The organism is Rhizorhapis sp., from assembly GCF_035276005.1.
Taxonomy (GTDB): domain Bacteria; phylum Pseudomonadota; class Alphaproteobacteria; order Sphingomonadales; family Sphingomonadaceae; genus Rhizorhapis.
This window is the reverse complement of sequence record NZ_DATEMB010000014.1, coordinates 1-19,650: the sequence shown is the minus strand read 5'-3', so window position 1 is coordinate 19,650 and position 19,650 is coordinate 1. Positions and strand designations below refer to the sequence as shown.

At 59.6% G+C, this 19,650-nt stretch carries 18 protein-coding genes; 12 read left to right on the top strand and 6 right to left on the bottom strand.

What is annotated here, in order from left to right:
- Positions 1–120: 120 nt before the first annotated feature.
- Entirely contained in the window at positions 121–2,334 is a 2,214-nt protein-coding gene (locus VJS46_RS04840) for an LPS-assembly protein LptD (RefSeq protein ID WP_414707969.1), read from the bottom strand.
- Positions 2,335–2,580: 246 nt separating this feature from the next.
- Between VJS46_RS04840 and VJS46_RS04835 the strand changes: the two genes are divergently transcribed.
- The 3 genes from VJS46_RS04835 (at position 2,581) to ndk (ending at position 5,006) form a co-directional block, all read left to right on the top strand.
- Entirely contained in the window at positions 2,581–4,035 is a 1,455-nt protein-coding gene (locus VJS46_RS04835) for a leucyl aminopeptidase (RefSeq protein WP_324058215.1), read from the top strand.
- A gap of 14 nt (positions 4,036–4,049) precedes the next feature.
- A complete protein-coding gene (locus VJS46_RS04830; RefSeq protein ID WP_324058214.1) occupies positions 4,050–4,487 on the top strand; it encodes a DNA polymerase III subunit chi in 438 nt (145 codons plus the stop codon).
- Between the two features lie 96 nt (positions 4,488–4,583).
- Complete coding sequence (ndk, locus tag VJS46_RS04825) at positions 4,584–5,006, top strand: nucleoside-diphosphate kinase (RefSeq protein WP_324058213.1); 423 nt, start codon at positions 4,584–4,586, stop codon at positions 5,004–5,006.
- Positions 5,007–5,118: 112 nt separating this feature from the next.
- Here ndk and VJS46_RS04820 read toward each other — a convergent pair whose 3' ends face one another.
- On the bottom strand, positions 5,119–5,394 hold the full coding sequence (locus VJS46_RS04820; RefSeq protein WP_324058212.1) for an acylphosphatase: 276 nt from the start codon (positions 5,392–5,394) through the stop codon (positions 5,119–5,121).
- Between the two features lie 67 nt (positions 5,395–5,461).
- Positions 5,462–6,100: a carbonic anhydrase gene (locus tag VJS46_RS04815; protein WP_324058211.1), complete on the bottom strand. Its 639-nt coding sequence runs from the start codon at positions 6,098–6,100 to the stop codon at positions 5,462–5,464.
- A 128-nt stretch (positions 6,101–6,228) separates the two neighbouring features.
- On the opposite strand from VJS46_RS04815, the gene lipA reads away from it, so the two are divergent.
- Positions 6,229–7,188: a lipoyl synthase gene (gene lipA / locus VJS46_RS04810; RefSeq protein ID WP_324058210.1), complete on the top strand. Its 960-nt coding sequence runs from the start codon at positions 6,229–6,231 to the stop codon at positions 7,186–7,188.
- Positions 7,175–7,651 carry a type II toxin-antitoxin system RatA family toxin gene (locus VJS46_RS04805; RefSeq protein ID WP_324058209.1) on the top strand — a complete coding sequence of 159 codons (477 nt, stop codon included), beginning with the start codon at positions 7,175–7,177 and terminating at the stop codon, positions 7,649–7,651. Before lipA ends, VJS46_RS04805 begins: the two co-directional genes overlap by 14 nt.
- On the opposite strand, the gene VJS46_RS04800 is transcribed toward VJS46_RS04805, so the two are convergent.
- Positions 7,597–8,115 (bottom strand): CinA family protein, encoded by a 519-nt coding sequence (locus VJS46_RS04800; protein WP_324058208.1) that lies wholly within the window; start codon positions 8,113–8,115, stop codon positions 7,597–7,599. The genes VJS46_RS04805 and VJS46_RS04800 overlap by 55 nt on opposite strands.
- 3 nt (positions 8,116–8,118) lie before the next feature.
- Positions 8,119–9,300 (bottom strand): bifunctional 2-C-methyl-D-erythritol 4-phosphate cytidylyltransferase/2-C-methyl-D-erythritol 2,4-cyclodiphosphate synthase, encoded by a 1,182-nt coding sequence (locus VJS46_RS04795; protein WP_324058207.1) that lies wholly within the window; start codon positions 9,298–9,300, stop codon positions 8,119–8,121.
- Positions 9,301–9,366: 66 nt separating this feature from the next.
- Here VJS46_RS04795 and dusB point away from each other — a divergent pair, with 66 nt between their 5' ends.
- The 7 genes from dusB to hflX all read left to right on the top strand — a co-directional run bounded on the left by dusB (position 9,367) and on the right by hflX (position 18,671).
- The gene (dusB, locus tag VJS46_RS04790) at positions 9,367–10,365 is read left to right on the top strand and encodes a tRNA dihydrouridine synthase DusB (protein WP_324058206.1); all 999 of its coding nucleotides are present in this window, start codon (positions 9,367–9,369) and stop codon (positions 10,363–10,365) included.
- On the top strand, positions 10,341–11,471 hold the full coding sequence (locus VJS46_RS04785; protein ID WP_414707968.1) for a two-component system sensor histidine kinase NtrB: 1,131 nt from the start codon (positions 10,341–10,343) through the stop codon (positions 11,469–11,471). The genes dusB and VJS46_RS04785 overlap by 25 nt, the downstream gene beginning before the upstream one ends.
- Complete coding sequence (ntrC, locus tag VJS46_RS04780) at positions 11,468–12,931, top strand: nitrogen regulation protein NR(I) (protein WP_324058205.1); 1,464 nt, start codon at positions 11,468–11,470, stop codon at positions 12,929–12,931. The genes VJS46_RS04785 and ntrC overlap by 4 nt, the downstream gene beginning before the upstream one ends.
- A gap of 110 nt (positions 12,932–13,041) precedes the next feature.
- Positions 13,042–15,261, top strand: coding sequence for a sensor histidine kinase (locus VJS46_RS04775; protein ID WP_324058204.1), 2,220 nt, complete (start codon positions 13,042–13,044; stop codon positions 15,259–15,261).
- Positions 15,251–16,630: a sigma-54 dependent transcriptional regulator gene (locus VJS46_RS04770; protein WP_324058203.1), complete on the top strand. Its 1,380-nt coding sequence runs from the start codon at positions 15,251–15,253 to the stop codon at positions 16,628–16,630. The genes VJS46_RS04775 and VJS46_RS04770 overlap by 11 nt, the downstream gene beginning before the upstream one ends.
- Before the next feature lie 251 nt (positions 16,631–16,881).
- Complete coding sequence (gene hfq / locus VJS46_RS04765) at positions 16,882–17,379, top strand: RNA chaperone Hfq (protein WP_324058202.1); 498 nt, start codon at positions 16,882–16,884, stop codon at positions 17,377–17,379.
- Positions 17,376–18,671: a GTPase HflX gene (gene hflX / locus VJS46_RS04760; RefSeq protein ID WP_324058201.1), complete on the top strand. Its 1,296-nt coding sequence runs from the start codon at positions 17,376–17,378 to the stop codon at positions 18,669–18,671. Before hfq ends, hflX begins: the two co-directional genes overlap by 4 nt.
- A 21-nt stretch (positions 18,672–18,692) precedes the next feature.
- Here the strand turns inward: hflX and mazG are convergent, their stop codons facing one another.
- Positions 18,693–19,448, bottom strand: a complete 756-nt coding sequence (gene mazG / locus VJS46_RS04755; RefSeq protein ID WP_324058225.1) for a nucleoside triphosphate pyrophosphohydrolase — start codon at positions 19,446–19,448, stop codon at positions 18,693–18,695.
- Positions 19,449–19,650: the final 202 nt, after the last annotated feature.

Here is a 19,650-nt window from a genome sequence, read left to right as displayed (position 1 = left end):
AATCCTCGCTCCATTATCGCAAAATTCTCCAACACAGCCTGCTTCTGCCAACGATTGGCTGAACCGCAGCTTAGCAAGTGCACGCCACCACCTGTGGCGCCAGCTTCTCCGGCGGTTCTTTTATATGCCAAGATTCTTAAAAGCCAGCCGCAGCAGATAAGTGTTGCCGCGCCGGGCGTCACCTGCCTGCTGATAGTCCCGCCGCCAGGTCAGGCCCATCTCAAGGCAATCATCCTGATAAGCGATGCCGAGCCGGTGACGTACAGGTTCATACCCATCCGCCACGGAAATGGGATCTTCCTTACTGTCCGTCAGGTCCACGACGGTCGAACCGAAGACGGACCAGTAGCGCGTCACCTGCAGCCGCGCCCCTAAACGAAGCTCCTCGCGGTCCTTCAGATCTTCCACTTCAGGGCCGATATTGCGGTTGAGCCGCAAATAACCGACCATAACATAGGTGCTGCGCGAGCCCACCGTCGCGTCGATCTCATTCCGCCGAACGGCAAGGCTATCCTTGTCGAGGCGGTAGCGGTGGATCAGGCTGACAAAGTCCTTGTACCGGATCGTCGTGCGTCCGACGACATCGGAAACCCGCTCCGAAAGCCCGGTTCCGTCAGGAAACAGGGTTGCACGATTATTCAGCCGATAGCTCTGGCCCACTACAGCATCCACCGTCAGGCCGGGCCGGTTCAGCGAATATTCAAGGCCATAGGTAAGGCGCGTGCTGTCTTCAAAGCGATCATAGCCGGGGAAACGGTTGAGCGCGAACAGATTGCTGTCCTCCAACTCGACCCCTCTTGCGTCCTCATTCGGGACATTTAGGTTCGCAAGTTTGGGAGCTGCCACAATCTGGACCCGAGGCGTGATCTTTTGTGTGCCGCCGAACGCTTCGCCTATGAAGGGCCAGCGCACATCGATCGCCGCCGCTGCAATGCCCCGGGCTTCCCAGCCCTTGTCGCCCCGATAGAGCGCCGTCTCGGTAAGCAGGTTTTCGTCGCTGTGATAGATGTCGCCGCGCAGATAGGTGGTGAAGGTCACTTCCTGCCCAAGACCGGTGATCTTGCGCAGATCCCACTGCGCGCCGGCAAAAGCGCGCTGCGTGTCCTGCCCTTCGGTCCGGGTGATGGCCAGACTGTTGAACTGCAACTGGATCTTCCCGCCAAGCAGCGGATCGGTGAAACGGCGGCGGTAGTCCAGGACCGGAAGAGCGATGGGAACGGTGCCCTGATCCACTTCGGACCGCAGCGTTTGAACGGCCCATCCAGCAAGCGAGAAATAACTGCCATTGCCGATCCGCTCCGCTTCGATGGTGGAGCGCAGACGGTCATCGCGGCTGATGTCGTAGCGGCGGAGGAACGTCCGGTCCGTCGTCCACCGCAACGATCCGCTGACGCTCCAATATGGATCGAACTGAAACTTTCCGCTGGCATCTATATAGCCGCGCAGATCCTTCTCGGAATCCGCGGTGAGACTGGAGGATGTCGGCACACGCCGGCCATAGGTCGCATAGCCGGTAATCTGATAGGCGCCCTTGCTCAGCAGCGCTTGATAATTGGTCTCTACCATCGGCAGCACATCGGAATAGATGTGCGGCGTGACTGTCAGACTGCGATTGGTGCCGATCTGCAGGAAATAGGGCAGGGCCAGTTCCAGGCCGTTGGTCCGGTCATAGCGGATGTCTGGCACCAGCAGGCCCGATCCGCCACTTCCCCCGGCAGGATGGGAAAGACCGGGAAGGGGGATGAGCGGAAGCCCGAACAGCTCGACGCGCGCGCCCTTATAAGTGACTCGCCGTCGATGCGGGTCATAGATGACCCTTACCGCGCGGATCTGCCATGTCGGGTCCTTGGGACAGCCCTCGGCATCTTCGACGGCGCAGGGGGAATAGGCGGCATGTTCCAGCGTGATGACTTCATTTTGCCTGACGCCCCGCCGCGCTGCCAAACGGCCGCCGCGTTCGAGCACCAGCAGAAGGTTCTCAACCACCCCATCCTTCAGCGTGTCGGTGAGTTCGATCGAATCGCCATAGGCGATGTCCCCAGCAGGGTTGGTGACGGAGATATTCCCGGACGCATGAACTTGTCCTGTCGCGCGGTTCCACACCACCTTGTCAGCGCGCAAACGATTTCCTTCGCGCGAAAGCTGTACGTTGCCGCTGGCAGTCACTGTCTGGCTGTTATCATCATATTCCAGCTGGTCCGCCGCAAAGGCGATTTCTTCATCGCTCTGGGGTTGAGGCAGGTCCGCCGCTGCAGGCGCCTCTTCCACCGGCCTGGACAAATCCTGTGCCCGCGCCTGCGAAGCGGCGGCAAGCCCGGCCAGGACGGACAGCATGATCGCGCCACGCGCGGCAAGATGTATCGGCTTTGACGGCATGCATTCCCAGGCGGTTATGTCTGATCCAGCGCCTATCGCATCGCTTTGCGCTTGTCGCAATCGTGAAAGAGAGCTTTGCCTTGAATTGAGCGATGACCAGTTCTTTGGCCTTGTATATTTCCCCAAAGCGCTTTGCGTGCCGGGCAATGCTGCCTATGTGTCTCCTGTAAGTTCCTCGAAAACAGAGTCCTGAAGGATTAATTCATGCAAATTTCGATCAGCGCGACCCGGCCAGCCGCCGCCGACTCTCTTGCTTTCCTGGTGCGCAAGGACGGGATTTCCGATCTCCCCCTCACGGCCTCGCAGATCATCAGGGACGGGGCGTCAGCGGCCCGGTTTACCGGAGAGGCGGCTTCTGTTTTTGAGACCTTTGTTGGGGAAGGCGACAGGACGCTGCGTGTGCTCCTCACCGGCATCGGCGGCGGCACCCTTCAGGACTATGAAAAGGCCGGGGCGGCTCTGGCGGCGAAGCTTGGAACTTCAGGCGCGAGTTCTTTGGCGGTTGAATTCCCGGAAGGAACGGAAGGGGAGGGCGTGGCGCGAGTGGCGCTGGGCCTGACATTGCGTGGCTGGCGCATGGACACTTACCGGACTCGTCTATCCGACAAGCAAAAGCCGACGCTGAAGGATGTCACCCTCATAAGTGACGCAAAGGGAGCCAAGGAGGCCTGGGAGCGGCTTTCGGCCATCGCCGACGGTGTCGCATTTGCGCGGGAGCTGGTAACCGAGCCCGCAAATATCATCTACCCAGAAAGCTTTGTCGAGCGTTGCGAGCCCCTGAAGGCGCTTGGGGTGGAGATCACCGTTCTTGATGAAAAGCAGATGGCTGAACTTGGCATGGGGGCGCTGCTTGGCGTCGCCCAGGGTTCCGCGCGCAAGCCGCGCCTGCTGGCCCTCCGCTGGGACGGAAGCGGCGGCTCACAACAAAAACCAGCAGTTTTCGTGGGCAAGGGCGTAACCTTCGATACAGGCGGCATCTCGATCAAGCCCGCCGCCGGCATGGAAGACATGAAGTGGGACATGGGCGGTGCGGCAGCGGTCGCCGGCGTCATGAAGGCGCTGGCGGGACGCAAGGCGAAGGCGCATGTGGTGGGCGTCTGCGGGCTGGTCGAGAACATGCCGGGCAGCAATGCTCAGCGGCCGGGAGACGTGGTGAAATCCATGTCGGGCCAGACCATCGAAGTCATCAATACCGACGCTGAGGGCCGTCTGGTCCTTTGCGACGCGATGCATTGGGCGCAAAAGAATTTTTCGCCCGAGATCATGATTGATCTCGCGACGCTCACCGGCGCCATGATCATATCGCTGGGCAGCGAGCATGGCGGAATCTTTTCCAACGACGATGGGCTGGCCGAGCAGTTGCTGAAAGCTGGCAAGGACGCTGGCGATCCGCTCTGGCGTTTTCCGCTCTCCGATGCCTATAACAAGCTGATCGACAGCCCCATTGCCGACATGAAAAATGTCGGACCCCGCGGAGCCGGGTCAATTACCGCTGCGCAATTTCTTCAGCGTTTCGTCGAAAATGGCGTCAAATGGGCGCATCTCGACATTGCTGGCATGGTTTGGGCGGACAAGCCCGGAGCCACATGGGACAAGGGCGCAACCGGCTATGGAGTCCGGCTGCTGGATCAGTTCGTCTCCGACGTATTTGAAAAATAGCGGGCCAGGGACCGGTGCAGGTCGATTTCTACCAGTTGAGCCGGGATCCGGTGGAGCGGGTTCTTCCCTCCATCGCGCAAAGGCTGCTGGACAATGGCGACCGGCTTTTGGTCGTCGCGGCTGATCCGGAGCGGCTGGACCACATTTCCAAAGGCTTGTGGGGGGCGGGGGATGACAGTTTCCTCGCTCACGGCGGTGCTGATTGCGCCAACGCGGATATCCAGCCGATCCTGCTCGGCCTTGATTGCACAGCCGCCAATGGCGCTCGGAACATTGCGCTGGCGGACGGGCTGTGGCGAGATAAAGCGTTGGAATTCGACCGCGTCTTTTACTTCTTCGACCAGGAAACGATCGACGGCGCGCGCCAGAGCTGGCGGAGCCTTGCAAAGCGGGAAGGAGTTGAGCCCCGCTTCTGGAAACAGGAGGGGCGGAAATGGGTGCAGGGCCCATGAACATGAATGCGCCAAATGGCCTTGCGATGGACTACTGCCACCGCTAAAGGCCGGTCCAGCCTCAATTCATCAACATTTTGCCGGAGTTATTTCGCCATGGCCGCGACGCGCACTTTTTCGATCATCAAACCCGACGCTACCCGCCGCAATCTTACCGGCGCGGTCACCAAGATGCTGGAGGAAGCGGGCCTGCGCGTCGTTGCGTCGAAGCGTATCCAGATGACCAAGGAACAGGCCGAGGGCTTTTACGCCGTCCACAAGGAGCGGCCCTTCTTCAACGATCTCGTCAGCTTCATGATTTCCGGCCCGGTCGTGGTTCAGGTTCTGGAGGGCGAGGATGCCGTAAAGCGCAATCGTGACGTCATGGGCGCCACCAATCCCGCCGACGCTGCCGAAGGCACCATCCGCAAGGCGCTCGCCGAATCCATCGAAGCGAATTCTGTCCACGGCTCCGACAGCGACGAAAATGCCGCTATTGAGATCGCCTATTTCTTCAAGCCGGAAGAAATTGTCGGCTGAATGATTGTCTGATTCCCCTCCGTTTGCTGGAGGGGAAGGGGGCGACATGAAATGTGGTGCCTCCAACAGTCTCACCTGACCTTCCCTCTTCGGGAAGGTCAGGCCAAGGACTTCACTCCGTAGCCCTTTGCTGAAAGCCATCGAACCCGCTTTCAGTCTCCTCTCGTTCCTCAATATGAGAGACCCGGGCCGCGGGCGGTCCATCATGGGCAAGGGCGATGAAGCGCCGGATATCCTCCGCCGATCCTGCCACCACGGCTTCAACCGTTCCGTCCATCCTGTTCCGGACCCAGCCGGAGAGGCCCAGCGAGCGAGCGGTGCGTTCAGTCCAGTCGCGATAGCATACGCCCTGGACCCGGCCATGAATGCGCAATCTGCGGGCTGCCACGATCCGTCCTTCCGACCAGAAGGAGGATAGCAGCTTATCCTTCTCGCACAAATGCTGTCCACCGCCCTCAGGCGGGAGAAAAGACCCCGCTTTTTTCATCCAGCACATGCAGCAGACCATCGGCAATTGCAAAAAACGCGCCGATCAACCGCAACTCGCCAGCGCTCTCCTTTTCCCGCACGCAAGGAAATGTACGCAGATTGGCAAGGCTGACCTTCACGCCTTCCTGTTCCATCGCGCGTTGGGCTTCTTGCCCCTTGTCGTCTCCAAATTTGGCGACGACCCTTTCACGCGCGTCATCCAGCAGGTCGATCCAGTGCGCAATGAAGCCACCTTCACCCGGAGGGGCGTCCTTCAGTTCCTGGGTCAGCGCCGCATGGCAACCGCCGCAGCGGCCATGCCCCATGACCAGTACGTCCTTTACCTTGAGCACCTGAACGGCAAACTCAAGCGCAGCGGAAACTCCATGGCGGCCCGGCGTCGTCTCGAACGGCGGAACCAGGGCGGCGACATTGCGGACAACGAAGATTTCACCCGGATTGGTGTCGAATATCTGGGCGGGATCGACCCGGCTGTCTGAACAGGCGATCACCATCACCTTGGGACTCTGCCCATCCCGCAGCTCATCCCAACGTTCACGCTGCTCTTCCCAGCCTGTTTCCCGGAAGCGGCGATAGCCCGAGAGCATGTCGTTAAAGTCAGTCATGATAACCCAGCACCATCTCGAAAAAAATGTCCCAGGGTCCGAACTCCATGAAAAGCTCAAGCCCACCTACCGGTTAGGGATGACAGTTGGGGGTGGCAAGACATTAAAAGCGACGCTATCTGGACTATATGAACGAAGTCACCCGCATTTCACCTGAAGCGCAACCCCAGCGTCAACGCAAGCCTGATTGGATTCGCGTCAAGGCGCCGACCAGTGCGGGTTTCGCGGAAACGCGGCGGCTCATGCGGGCAAAGAATCTGGCCACCGTTTGCGAGGAGGCGGCTTGTCCCAATATCGGCGAGTGCTGGACGAAGAAGCATGCCACCGTAATGATTCTGGGCGACACATGCACTCGCGCCTGCGCCTTCTGCAATGTGAAGACGGGCATGCCCCGCGCAGTCGACAAGCTGGAACCCCAGCATGTGGCCGAGGCCGCAGCGCAAATGGGCCTCAGCCATATCGTCATCACATCGGTTGATCGCGACGACCTCCCTGATGGCGGCGCCAGCCAGTTCGTGAAGGTCATTCAGGCACTGCGCGAAATGACGCCGGATACGACCATCGAAATTCTGACACCTGACTTCCGCAACAAGGCGGATGCGGCGGTCGAGTCGATCGTTGCCGCCCGGCCGGACGTCTATAACCATAATTTGGAAACCGTTCCGCGGCTTTACCCCACGATCCGTCCCGGCGCGCGCTACTATGCCTCGCTTCGCCTGCTTGAGAGTGTAAAGCGGCACGATCCTTCCATTTTTACCAAGTCAGGCATCATGCTTGGCCTGGGCGAGGAACGTCTGGAGGTGCATCAGGTTATGGATGATATGCGTTCGGCGGACATCGATTTTCTGACCATGGGTCAATATCTGCAGCCCACGCCTCGCCACGCGAAGGTCATGGATTTCGTGACTCCGGAGGCTTTCGGCGCATATGCCGCCATTGCGCGGGCCAAGGGCTTCCTGCAGGTCGCATCCAGCCCGCTTACCCGCTCCAGCTATCATGCGGGCGAAGATTTTGAGCAAATGCGCGCCGCCCGCGAGGCCAAGCTCGCTAAAGCTGCGCAAGCCAGTGAGAACAATGCCGCATCATAGTGAAACTCGCCATCTGCCCTACACGCCAGAGCAGATGTTCGACCTCGTCTCCGACGTCAAACGCTATCCCGAATTCCTTCCCTGGGTAAGCGCCGTTCGGGTAAGATCGAACAATGACAGTGAGATGGTGGCCGACCTTATCGTGGGGTTCAAGGCGCTACGCGAGTCCTTCACCTCTCGCGTGCACAAGGTGCGGCCTACTGAAGTCGACGTCGATTATGTGGAAGGGCCGCTGAAGCACCTCCACAACCATTGGCGCTTCCGTCCGGATGGAAAGGGCGGTTCCTTTGTCGAATTCTCCGTCGACTTTTCGTTCAAGAGCCATTTGTTCGAAATGCTTGCGGGCCAGATGTTCGACAAGGCGCTCCGCAAGATGATAGGGGCTTTCGAAACCCGGGCGGACGAACTTTATGGCACCAAGGCGTCCGGCATCAGCAGTTCGAGCGCGCACAGCGCCGCCTGAAGCCTTACGCCACCGCGCCCTTCATTCTCGAACAGGCGCGTGTCCGCGATTATATTTTCGGGATCCTCCTCCTTTTCTGCGCGAGCAAAAACCACCGTTCCCACGGGCTTTTTCTCGCTTCCCCCTTCGGGTCCCGCAATACCCGTAATGGCTACGGCAACGTCCGCTCCTGATCGTGTGAGTGCGCCCTGGGCCATACCCCAGGCCACAGCGATCGAAACCGCGCCAAAGGTTTCAAGAACGTCCAGGCTGACCTTCAGCAATTCCATTTTCGATTCGTTGGAATAGGTCACGAGCCCGGCTTCAAAGACATCGGAGGAGCCCGGAATTTCCGTCAGGGCGGCCGATACAAGGCCGCCTGTGCAGCTCTCGGCTACCGCGACCCTGCGGCCAGCGGCGCGATTGGCCTCGACCACTCGCTGTGCAGCATTGACGAGTTCAGCAGGCAGAAGGGTGTCAGGCATGTCCTAGAATACTCCCGGAAGGGAAAGGGTGGCAATGGCCTGCGCCGCGATTCCTTCACCACGCCCGGCAAAACCGAGGCGTTCCGTCGTGGTGGCCTTGATGCTCACGCGGGAAGGTTCGACCGAAAGAATCTCGGCTACGCGATTTCGCATGACCTCCCGGTGCGGTCCCACTTTGGGCGCTTCGCAAATGATGGTGACGTCGACATGCTCGATCCGTCCACCGCGAGCCACCACGCGGTCCCGGGCATGCGCCAGAAACAGGAATGAGGGCGCCCCGCGCCATTTCGGGTCGGAAGGCGGGAAATGGCTGCCGATATCGCCTTCTGCCAACGCACCGAAGATGGCGTCCGTCAGCGCATGAAGGGCCACGTCCGCATCGCTATGGCCGCTAAGACCCTTGTCATGGGGGACGCGTACCCCGCAAAGCCAAAGCTCTTCGCCCGATACAAGCCGATGGACATCATAGCCCATGCCGGTTCGAACGGAGGCTTTGCTCATCAGCCGTTCCTCCGCGATGGCAAAATCCGCGGCGTGGGTAAGCTTCTCCAGCATGGCATCTCCTTCGACCAGCGCCACATCATGTCCGGCCGCTCTGGCGATCTGGGCATCGTCCGTTGCCTCAATGCCGCCGGTCCAATTCCGGTGGGCGGCAAGAATTGCGTCAAAATGAAAAGCTTGCGGCGTCTGTACCCGCACCAGGCGAAAGCGGTCGACGACCTCGCCCAGGCTTCCATCCTCCCGCGCCAAAGTGTCCACCACGGGCAATATCGGAACAGCGGCGGGAGCGCGCTCTAGTGCCTTTATCAGCCGGTCAATCACTCCCCTAGGCAGCAAAGGACGCGCCGCGTCATGAATGAAAACCAGGTCTGCTCCGCCACTCCCGGCAATATGCTCAAGCCCCGCGCGAACGGATTGTTGACGGGTAGCGCCCCCTGTGACGCAATAGGGGATAGGACGGGCATCAAGCGCTGCCCTGATATTGTCCGCCTGTCCCTCGCCGGTAACCAGCAGGATTTCACTGATGGCATCATGGCCGGAGAAAGCGTCGATCGCATGGGCCAGCAGGCTTTTCCTTGCGATCTGCCGGAATTGCTTTGGAACCGTTCCACCCGCGCGCTCCCCGCGGCCTGCGGCCATGATAAGGGCTACATTCCTCTTGTCCTGCGTCATGAGCGGCGCCATAGCGCAGCCTTCCCTTGCCCGCCAGCGCCATAACCGCTATGGGGTGCCTGTTTTTTAGGCAGGACGATGCGCAAACTCCAACCCATTTCCGTCGGGCCGGTGCAGATCGGTATTCCCGTGATCCTGGCGCCCATGACGGGCGTCTCGGACATGCCGTTCCGTACGCTGGTCCGCCGCTACGGCTCGGGCCTCAATGTCACGGAGATGATCGCCAGCCAGGCGGCGATCCGGGAAACCCGCCAGTCGCTTCAAAAAGCCGCCTGGCATCCGGTGGAGGAGCCGGTTTCCATGCAACTTGTCGGCTGCACGCCCGCCGAAATGGGGGAAGCGGCGAAGCTCAATGAGGATCGCGGCGCCGCCATTATCGACATCAACATGGGTTGCCCGGTCAGGAAAGTCGTGAATGGGGAGGCGGGAAGTGCCTTGATGCGCGACCTGCCGCTCGCGACCGCCCTGATCGCTGCGACCGTGAAGGCCGTCAAGGTGCCGGTCACTGTCAAGATGCGCATGGGTTGGGACCATAACAGCCTCAACGCGCCCGAACTCGCGAGGATCGCCGAGGATCTGGGCGCCAGGATGATCACGGTTCACGGCCGCACCCGGTGCCAAATGTACAAGGGCAGCGCCGATTGGGCATTTGTCGGCAAGGTCAAGGAAGCGGTGAAGATACCGGTCATCGTCAATGGCGACATCTGCTCCATCGAGGATGCCGAAACGGCGATTGAACAGAGCGGAGCCGACGGCCTCATGATCGGCCGCGGGACCTATGGAAAGCCATGGCTGCTGGGGCAAGTGATGCACTGGTTCATGACCGGGCAGCGCCGGGCGGACCCTTCCATCGACGAACAATATGCGGTTATTATCGAGCATTACCGGGCGATGCTCGACCATTATGGGCCGCAGGTAGGGGTCAATATGGCCCGCAAACATATTGGCTGGTACACCAAGGGACTGCCGGGATCGGCGGAATTCCGCAATGCCGTCAACCAGGAAGCCGACGCAGCCACCGTGCTCGACATGCTGGAACGTTTCTATTCGCCATGGTTGAGCAGGGCAGCGGCCTGAGCGGGATGGTGCCCGCGCCGCCTCAAGGGACGCATGTGGAACCGCCCGGCCTTTCGGACATCTTCATTGCCCTGCCAGTGGCCGCGCTCATAGTCGATCCGGACAATCGGATCGTGAATGCGAATGTCCGAGCCGAAAGCCTGTTCAACATGGCGCGTTCGGCAATTGTGGGCAGCAATGTCGCACGCACGATCCGCATTGCCGATATGACGGCGCGGCTTGATTTCTGGAACACCGACAAGCCGCTTTCCGCCTATGACATCAGCGTCCATTGCGGCCGCACTCCCGCCATGGAGGTGGACCTGATGATCTCGCCCATCGCCGATCAGGAGGGCTGGCGCGTAGTGGCCATACATGCCCATAGCCAGGCGCAAAAGATCGCGCATCGCCGGGCCACTGGCGGCACGCGTTCCGCCATGGGGGCGGCCGCTATCCTGGCGCATGAAATCAAGAATCCGCTTTCGGGCATCCGAGGAGCCGCTCAACTGCTAGAAGGCAGCGGCGATGAAAGCGCATCGGCCCTTACGAGGCTGATCTGCAACGAGGTGGACCGGATCGCCGCCCTGATCGACCGGATGCAGGACTTTACCATCGAGCAGCCATTGGAATGCGGCGCGGAGAATATCTACCCGCTTCTTGACCGCGCCGTGGAGTTGGCCGCCGCTGGCTTCGCCCGGAACATCAAGCTTGTCCGGCAATATGATCCGTCCTTGCCCTTTGCGCTGATCAATGGCGACGCCTTTGTCCAGATCATGCTCAATCTTATCAAGAATGCCGCAGAAGCTCTTGAAAATATTCCAAAGGGTGAGATCCGCATAACCACCGCCTATCGCCATGGCGTGTCCGTGATGATCGAGGGCCAGGGCAACGCCTCCCTGCCCATCGAGGTTCAGATCTCCGACAACGGCCCCGGCGTTCCCGACCATATCCGCGAGCATCTTTTCAATCCCTTCATTTCCACCAAACGGGACGGGCAGGGGCTTGGCTTGGCGCTTGTCGACAAGCTGGTCCGGGACATGAACGGCCTCGTTCAATATTCACGGGATCTGGAAAGCAAGCGCAGCATCTTCCGCATATTGCTGCCGATGGCATTGGATAGGATATGAGCCCTAAAGGACGCATCTTGGTGGTGGACGATGACCAGGCCATCTGTATGGTCGTGGGAGAGGCGCTTCGCCGCAGCGGCCATAAGGTGAAGACGTCCGGTACGATCGCCGAGCGGTCGCAGCTTCTTCGAAGCTTTGCCCCGGACATATTGATCACTGACGTCAAGCTGCCGGACGGCGACGGCCTGGACGATGTCGCCAACATCATTGAGCGTTGCCCTGACATCAGCGTTATCATCCTTTCGGCCCAGAACACGCTCAACACTGCGGTACGAGCTACCGAAAAGGGTGCCTTTGAATATTTGCCCAAGCCCTTCGACCTCAACGAGCTTTCTCGTGCGGTCAGTGACGCGCTACTTAAGAAGCATAAGGACGTGGAAGGGCAGGAGCAGCCGGCAGACGAAAATGATGGCCTGCCCCTCGTCGGCCGCTCGGCCGCGATGCAAGAGGTCTATCGCACGATCGCCCGGGTGATCTCCAACGATCTTACCATTCTGGTTCTTGGCGAATCCGGCACTGGCAAGGAATTGGTCGCGGAGGCCATTCACAATCTTGGTCGCCGCCGCACGAAACCCTTTGTTGCCATAAACATGGCGGCCATTCCTCGCGAATTGATTGAATCGGAGCTTTTCGGTCATGAAAAGGGTGCTTTCACCGGCGCCCAGGCACGCACCGCGGGAAAGTTCGAACAAGCGCAGGGCGGAACGCTATTTCTGGACGAGATTGGCGACATGCCGATGGAAGCGCAAACCCGCCTTTTGCGGGTGCTTCAGTCAGGCGAATTCACGAGCGTCGGCGGGAACAATCCCATCAGGGTGGATGTGCGCATTATTGCCGCGACCAACCAGGACCTGCCGTCCCTCATCAGTCAGAACAAGTTTCGCGAAGACCTTTATTACCGGCTGAACGTCGTGCCTATCCACTTGCCCGCCCTGCGCGAGCGTCGCGACGATGTGCCGCTGCTCGCCCGGCATTTTCTGGACCTTGCCGCCAATGACGGCCTTCCGCGCAAGATGCTGGCTGAGGACGCTGCCCGGCTGCTCTCGCAATATAGCTGGCCAGGAAATGTGCGGGAGCTTCAGAACCTCATGCAGCGCCTTTCGGTGCTTTGCCGGGAGGACGTGATCAGCGCCGGAGTGGTCCGGCAAATCCTTCCCGCCTCGCAGATTTCCCCGGAACATTATGGCGAATCGGTGGAACAGCTCAGAAGCGCCGTTCGGACCTGGGCCCGCGAGAATTTGACGGTAGGCAGCGGAGCCACCATGGCGTCAGGAGAAGAGGATATTCTTCACGAAGCGCTCTTGTCGGTCGTCGAACCTGTGCTATTAAAAGAGACGCTGCGCAGTGTCGATGGCAACCAGATCAAGGCGGCGCAACTGCTTGGTATAAACCGCAATACGTTGCGTAAAAAGCTCACTGATTACGGCCTTGACCCGGCCGAACTTCGTCGAGGCGACTGAATAATCCGCCTTTTTGCCGCATAATCCTAAAATCTGTGTTTTAATGGCAACGCCGTTGTTGTATCCCTGCAACGATGGAGAGTTTGGCTGAGCTTCAGCACGATGGTGAAATGACGTCATGGCGTAGGCGCCTGGCGCAGTTGCGGCGCAATCCACATCTCGCCACCATCGTCGAAGCAGGAACGCTTCTCATCTCGGTCTCTGTTGCCGTCATCACTTATCTTGTCATTTCGGGACAGGACCAGCCCGAAAGGCTGCTGACGCCTCCGCTGGTTGCTCTTTTGCTGGTGGCGAACCTGGTTCCCGCCATCGCATTACTGGTGCTCCTCGGCCGTCGTGTGGCGAAGCGCCGCGCCGCCCGGTCGTTGATCGGCGGCGATGGTCAGCTCCATGTGCGGCTGGTCGCGATTTTCTCGATCATCGCGAGCGTGCCGATGCTGCTCGTGGTGATTTTCGCCTCGCTGCTCTTCCAATATGGCGTCCAATTCTGGTTTTCGGACAATGCCCGCACCATGCTCCAAAATGCCAGCGGGCTCGCGCGCGGCTATTATGAGCAGAACAAGAAGGAAGTGGGCGAGGAAACGGTCACCATGGCGGGAGACCTGCGCGATTATCTGACGCAGGCGTCGGTCAGCAGTCCCGAATTTGCTGAAGGCTACATCTTCCAGGTCGTGACCCGGAAGCTGAACGAATCCGCCATTATCCAGATCGGAACGGACGGCGTTGCCCGCACCGCCGCCATGGTGGATCCGGATAATCGCGCTGCCGAAAACCGCATCACTCCAGACGTCGTCGAACAGCTTAACAAAGGCGCTAATGTCGTTGTGAAGGCACGGGCAGACCGGATCGAAGCGGCGACGCTGCTTGATCCGCAGCAGCGCATCTACCTCTATGCTTCCCGCGACTCCGACGTTCCGGCTTTCAGCCAGATGGAGCGGGCGAGGGCGGTCCTTGCGGATTATGACGACTTCACCCAGCGCTCCCGTGCGCTTCAGTTGCAATTCAACGCCGCCCTGTTCGTGGGCTCGCTGCTCCTGGTCGGCATAGCCGTCTGGATTGCCCTGGCAGTGGCTGACCGGCTCGTCCGCCCGGTGGCGGAGCTTGTTGACACCGCCCGGAAGATCACCGCCGGCGATCTCTCCGCCCGGGTTCCTGGGCCTCATACGCGTGACGAGGTGGGCACGCTCGCAAGCGCCTTCAACAGGATGACGCAGAGGCTGGAGGCGCAGACGCGGGCGCTCGTCAATGCCAATAGCCAACTCGACAATCGCCGCGCCTTCATTGAGGCAGTGCTTTCAGGCGTGACCGCCGGCGTTCTGTCGGTGGATCAGGAGGGCGCGATCCGGCTGCTCAACAGCTCTGCCAAAGCCATCCTGCAGCATGATGGCAGCGAAATTGTGGGGCAGCCGCTTTCGGCCCTGTCTCCCGAACTGTCCGACCTTTTGAATTCGGACGAAAGCGCGGCGATCGTCCAGATCAAGGTCAATACTGACCTTCGCACCCTGGCGGTCAAGGTGGTGAAGGACGCATCCGGTCATGTGCTCACCTTCGATGATATCACGCAACAACTCTCCGACCAGCGCCGCGCCGCATGGTCGGATGTCGCGCGCCGGATCGCCCATGAAATCAAAAATCCTTTGACCCCCATCCAGCTCGCCGCCGAACGCCTCCAACGCCGCTATGCCGACGAGGTGACCAGCGATCAGGGCACATTCAAGCGCCTGACCGGCACCATTGTCCGTCAGGTGGGGGATCTTCGCCGTATAGTCGATGAATTCTCCTCCTTCGCCCGCATGCCAAAGCCCGTATTCCGGCGGGAGGCCCTGGCCGATATCGCCCGCCATTCGCTTTTCCTTCACGAAGTCGCCCATCCCGAAATCGCCTTCAGTTTCGACAATCAGGCAGGCGTAGCCGAGGTCGTGTGCGACCGGCGGCAGGTCGGGCAAGCGCTCACGAACATCGTAAAAAATGCTGTGGAAGCTATTGAGCAGAAATGGGAAAATTCGCCCGGTGGGGTGATCGGCATGCAGCTGTTCAGGGATACGCATGGCCAGTTCGTTATCGAGGTCCGGGACAATGGCGTTGGCCTTCCGGCCGAACGGGAGCGTATCCTGGAACCCTATATGACCACGCGCCAGAAAGGCACTGGCCTTGGCCTGGCGATCGTAAAGAAGATCATCGAAGAGCATTTCGGCGCCATCCAGTTCGAGGATGCGCTGGGAGGCGGTACATGCGTCCGGATCATTCTTGATCCCCACATGCTTGAGCGGCTCGACGAGGGCACGGACAACAAGACTGAAGACAGGGTAATGACCACCGATGGCGCTTGATATTCTGATTGTCGATGATGAAGAGGACATCCGTGAACTGGTTTCCGGAGTGCTCGAGGATGAAGGCTATGAGGCGCGCACGGCCGGTCACAGCGACGCTGCCCTGGGCGCCATTGATGAGCGCCGTCCTTCCCTTGTGCTGCTCGACGTATGGCTGCAGGGTTCCCGGCTGGACGGGCTCGAATTGCTTGATGAGATCAAGAAACGCGACCCCTCTCTCCCGGTTCTGGTCATCTCCGGCCATGGCAATATCGACACTGCCGTAGCCGCCATTCGCAAGGGCGCGGTGGACTTCATTGAAAAGCCGTTTGAAGCCGACAAGCTGCTCCACCTTGTCTCTCGCGCTACTGAAACCGACCGTCTCCGCCGCGAAAATGAAGCGCTGAAGGCGAGGGTAGGGCAGGACGACGAACTTACCGGCAACAGCAGCGCCATCAATTCGGTGCGCGCGACGTTGAAGCGTGTTGCGGGCACCGGCAGTCGCGTGCTCATTTCCGGCCCCGCGGGCGTGGGCAAGGAAGTGGCCGCCCGCATGCTTCATAGCTGGAGCGGCAGGGCAGAAGCGCCTTTCATCATTCTGGCAGCCGCCCGGATGACGCCCGACCGGGTCGAGGAGGAGTTGTTCGGTATTGAGGACGGCAATGGCATGGTCCGGCCGGGCCTGCTCGAACAAGCGCATGGCGGGACGCTTTATCTCGATGAAATTGCCGACATGCCGCTTACCACTCAGGGCAAGATCCTGCGCGTCCTGACCGATCAGAGCTTCACCCGGGTGGGTGGCCAGCGGCTCGTCAAAGTGGATGTCCGCGTCATTTCCTCGACGGCGCGCCAGCTTTCCGCTGAAATCGAACAGAAACGGTTTCGCGAGGACCTGTTCTACCGCCTTAACGTCGTTCCGGTGAGCATCCCGCCCTTGAGCGACCGCCGGGACGACATTCCCGCCCTGGTGGAGCATTATCTCGCCCGCTACGCGGCCGAACGCCGCGTGCGCTCGCCGGACATGGCCACTGACGCCATGGCTGCGCTGCAGGCCTATGAATGGCCAGGCAATGTGCGCCAGCTCCGCAATGTCATTGAACGTACAATGATTTTGGCTCCGGGCGATCGCATCGCCCGCATTGACCTCGACATGCTTCCGCCGGAAATTATCGGCCGGCCATCGCAGGATGGTGTCAGCCAAACCGCGATCATGGGGGCCCCTTTGCGGGAAGCCCGGGAAAGTTTTGAGCGCGAATATCTCAAGGTCCAGATCAAGCGATTTTCGGGGAACATTTCGCGCACTGCGACCTTCATAGGCATGGAACGCTCAGCGCTGCACCGGAAATTGAAGCTGCTGGGCATCAGCGACAGCAAGGGGGGCGACGAATAATTTTGCTCCCGCGAAAACAGTTATCGTTTCGACACCGTTTCCATGGGAGCGGCAAGTGGCTATTTTCCTTGAGCTGTCCAGCGCCAAAGAGGTGCATGGGAAGAGAATGAGGATAATTTATTGCGCTGCACAATAGACCTGGGCTGCGAATCGGGTTATGCCTATGGTCGGATCTCCCGATGCGCGGGGACGGCAGACGCCATGCAACGGCGCGACGCGGGCCATGACCCGCCAATAATGGAGCTATTCATATGGCCGAAAAAGTAAACAATCTTCAGGACATCTTCCTGAATTCCCTTCGTAAATCCAAGACCCCCGTCACGATGTTCCTGGTGAAGGGCGTCAAGCTCCAGGGCATTATTACCTGGTTTGACAACTTCTCTGTCCTCCTACGGCGCGATGGCCAGTCGCAGCTCGTGTACAAGCACGCCATTTCAACGGTTATGCCGGCTCAGCCCATGGACTTGGCTGAAATCAGGAAAACCTTTGAGGACAATCATCGCAAACCGCGGCTGCTGCAGGAAATTTTCTTGAATGCAGTCAGGAAGTCCGGTCATCCCGTCACCATGTTCCTGGTGAATGGCGTAATGCTTCAAGGCGAAATTGCCGCTTATGACCTGTTTTGCATGCTGCTCGAACGCGACGGCATGGCGCAGCTTGTCTACAAGCACGCCATTTCCACTGTGCAGCCTGCCCACCCGCTCGACCTGACGGCCGAGGGTGAAAACGGGGACATGGACGAGGATTGAGCGTTTTCAACCGTGAGGCGGAGAACGGCGTAACCCGCGGCACTCGCGCGGTTATCGTCCACGCCGATCAGATGAAGAACGGGCGGGACATTGATGCCCGTCTTGAGGAAACTGTAGGGCTCGCCGCCGCGATCGGTATCGATGTGCAGGCGAGCCAGGCCTTTCGAATGCGCAGCCCCCGTCCTTCGACGCTTTTCGGCAGTGGACAGGTGGAAAAGATCCGCGATCTGGTAGAAGAAAATCAGGCCGAACTTGTCATTGTCGACAACAGCCTGACGCCGGTCCAGCAAAGCAATCTCGAAAAAGCGACCGAAGCGAAGGTCATCGACCGCACCGGCCTTATCCTTGAGATATTCGGCGAACGCGCGGCGACAGCCGAGGGGCGCTTGCAGGTGGAACTCGCGCATCTGGATTACCAGGCGGGTCGCCTTGTACGGAGCTGGACCCACCTGGAAAGACAGCGTGGCGGCTTCGGCTTCCTTGGAGGTCCTGGCGAAACCCAGATCGAGGCTGACCGGCGGATGATCCGTGACAGAATGGCGAAGCTTCGCCGGGAGTTGGATCAGGTCAGCCGTACCCGCGGACTTCACAGGGACCGAAGGAAACGGGCCCCTTGGCCGGTCATTGCGCTTGTCGGTTATACCAATGCAGGCAAGTCCACTCTTTTCAACCGTTTGACTGGCGCTGACGTCATGGCGGAAGATCTGCTCTTTGCCACGCTTGACCCCACCATGCGGCAAATCTCGCTGCCTGGGCTGGACAAGGCTATTCTTTCCGACACGGTGGGTTTTGTCTCCGACCTTCCGACGCAGCTCATCGCCGCTTTCCGCGCCACCTTGGAAGAGGTGGTCGCAGCCGATCTCATCGTGCATGTGAGGGACATCTCGCACCCCGACAGCGAAGCGCAGCGGGATGATGTCCTCAATGTTCTGGAAGAACTCGGCCTTGGCGGGGAAGGGGCGTCGCCAATGATCGAGGCATGGAACAAGACCGATCTGCTTGATGCCGAAGAGGCGGCCTACGTCCGTGAAACGGCGGCACGCAGGGAGGATGTCTCTCTTATATCAGCTCTTGATGGTGTGGGTGTGGATGGTCTGAGGCGGGTGATGAGCGAGAAACTGACCGCGGGCAGCCAGGTTCGCAAACTTCTTCTCTCCAGCGACGATGGCGCGTCGCTTGCCTGGCTTCATGCCAATGGCGAGGTTCTGGACAGCAAGGTGGAAGATGGACAGTTGCGCGTGACTGTGCGCCTGACCGATATGGCGCACGCGCGGTTTCTGGCGAGGGAATAGGCCCCCAAGCAGAAGAAGCATTCATCTGGCAATCTTGGCTTGTTGCCAATAAGCCTCTTGTTCCTCCAGCGTCAGTTGGGGAAAGTCCGACCCCGCCAACTCTTCCATCTTTCGAAAGCGCCTTTCAAATTTGGCGTTGGCGCTGCGTAGCGCCTGTTCAGCATCGACCTTGTGATGGCGGGCAAGATTAACCACAGCAAAGAGCAGATCGCCAATCTCCTCTTCCTTGTCTTCCCGTGAGGAAGCAGCTTCAACTTCCTCAATTTCCTCATAAATCTTAGAAACGACTCCTTCGGTATCCGGCCAGTCGAAGCCCACGCGAGCCGCGCGCTTTTGCAGCTTTTCGGCCCGAAGCAGGGCGGGGAGGGCAGACGCTACGGCTGCCAGGGCGCTCCCATCTTCCTGCTTTTGACGCTCGGCGGCCTTGATCTCCTCCCAGCCCGGAAATTCGCTATCTTCACCGAAGATGTGGGGATGGCGGCGGGTCATCTTGTCGCAGATGTTGCGGATCACGGTCTCAAGCGAAAAATGCCCTTGCTCCTCCGCCATGCGGCTGTGGAATACGACCTGCAGCAAAAGATCCCCCAGTTCATCGGCCAAAGCCGCCATATCGCCCTTTGCGATCGCGTCAGCGACCTCATAGGCTTCCTCGATCGTGTAGGGGGCGATTGTCGCGAAACTCTGGGCCAAATCCCATGGGCAGCCCAGCTCAGGATGCCGCAGCCGTGCCATGATGTCAGACAGGGGAATGATGTCGGGAGGAGCACTGGTGGTCATGCCATGCTTGTGCCCGATCAGGAGAAATTTGGAAACGCCATATCTTCTTCGAGCATTTCGGTGTTCCTGCCGGTTAGAGAAGTCACAATCTCTGCCATTTAGAAATGACACCGTTTGAGGACAGCAGGGTCTGCGTGGAGCCCTCGGGATAGCGCAACGCAGACCCTGCTGAAAGCGTGACAGTGGTGGGGAAGGGTACGGA

Bases quoted from the DNA above. Each gene is read 5' to 3' on its own strand.
- VJS46_RS04800 (WP_324058208.1), bottom strand. From the start codon at position 8,115: ATGCCTGACACCCTTCTGCCTGCTGAACTCGTCAATGCTGCACAGCGA.
- VJS46_RS04815 (WP_324058211.1), bottom strand. From the start codon at position 6,100: ATGACTGACTTTAACGACATGCTCTCGGGCTATCGCCGCTTCCGGGAA.
- VJS46_RS04795 (WP_324058207.1), bottom strand. From the start codon at position 9,300: ATGGCGCCGCTCATGACGCAGGACAAGAGGAATGTAGCCCTTATCATG.
- VJS46_RS04775 (WP_324058204.1), top strand. From the start codon at position 13,042: ATGACGTCATGGCGTAGGCGCCTGGCGCAGTTGCGGCGCAATCCACAT.
- dusB (WP_324058206.1), top strand. From the start codon at position 9,367: ATGCGCAAACTCCAACCCATTTCCGTCGGGCCGGTGCAGATCGGTATT.
- VJS46_RS04840 (WP_414707969.1), bottom strand. From the start codon at position 2,334: ATGCTGTCCGTCCTGGCCGGGCTTGCCGCCGCTTCGCAGGCGCGGGCA.
- ntrC (WP_324058205.1), top strand. From the start codon at position 11,468: ATGAGCCCTAAAGGACGCATCTTGGTGGTGGACGATGACCAGGCCATC.
- VJS46_RS04835 (WP_324058215.1), top strand. From the start codon at position 2,581: ATGCAAATTTCGATCAGCGCGACCCGGCCAGCCGCCGCCGACTCTCTT.
- VJS46_RS04785 (WP_414707968.1), top strand. From the start codon at position 10,341: ATGGTTGAGCAGGGCAGCGGCCTGAGCGGGATGGTGCCCGCGCCGCCT.
- VJS46_RS04805 (WP_324058209.1), top strand. From the start codon at position 7,175: ATGCCGCATCATAGTGAAACTCGCCATCTGCCCTACACGCCAGAGCAG.
- lipA (WP_324058210.1), top strand. From the start codon at position 6,229: ATGAACGAAGTCACCCGCATTTCACCTGAAGCGCAACCCCAGCGTCAA.
- ndk (WP_324058213.1), top strand. From the start codon at position 4,584: ATGGCCGCGACGCGCACTTTTTCGATCATCAAACCCGACGCTACCCGC.
- VJS46_RS04770 (WP_324058203.1), top strand. From the start codon at position 15,251: ATGGCGCTTGATATTCTGATTGTCGATGATGAAGAGGACATCCGTGAA.
- hfq (WP_324058202.1), top strand. From the start codon at position 16,882: ATGGCCGAAAAAGTAAACAATCTTCAGGACATCTTCCTGAATTCCCTT.
- mazG (WP_324058225.1), bottom strand. From the start codon at position 19,448: ATGACCACCAGTGCTCCTCCCGACATCATTCCCCTGTCTGACATCATG.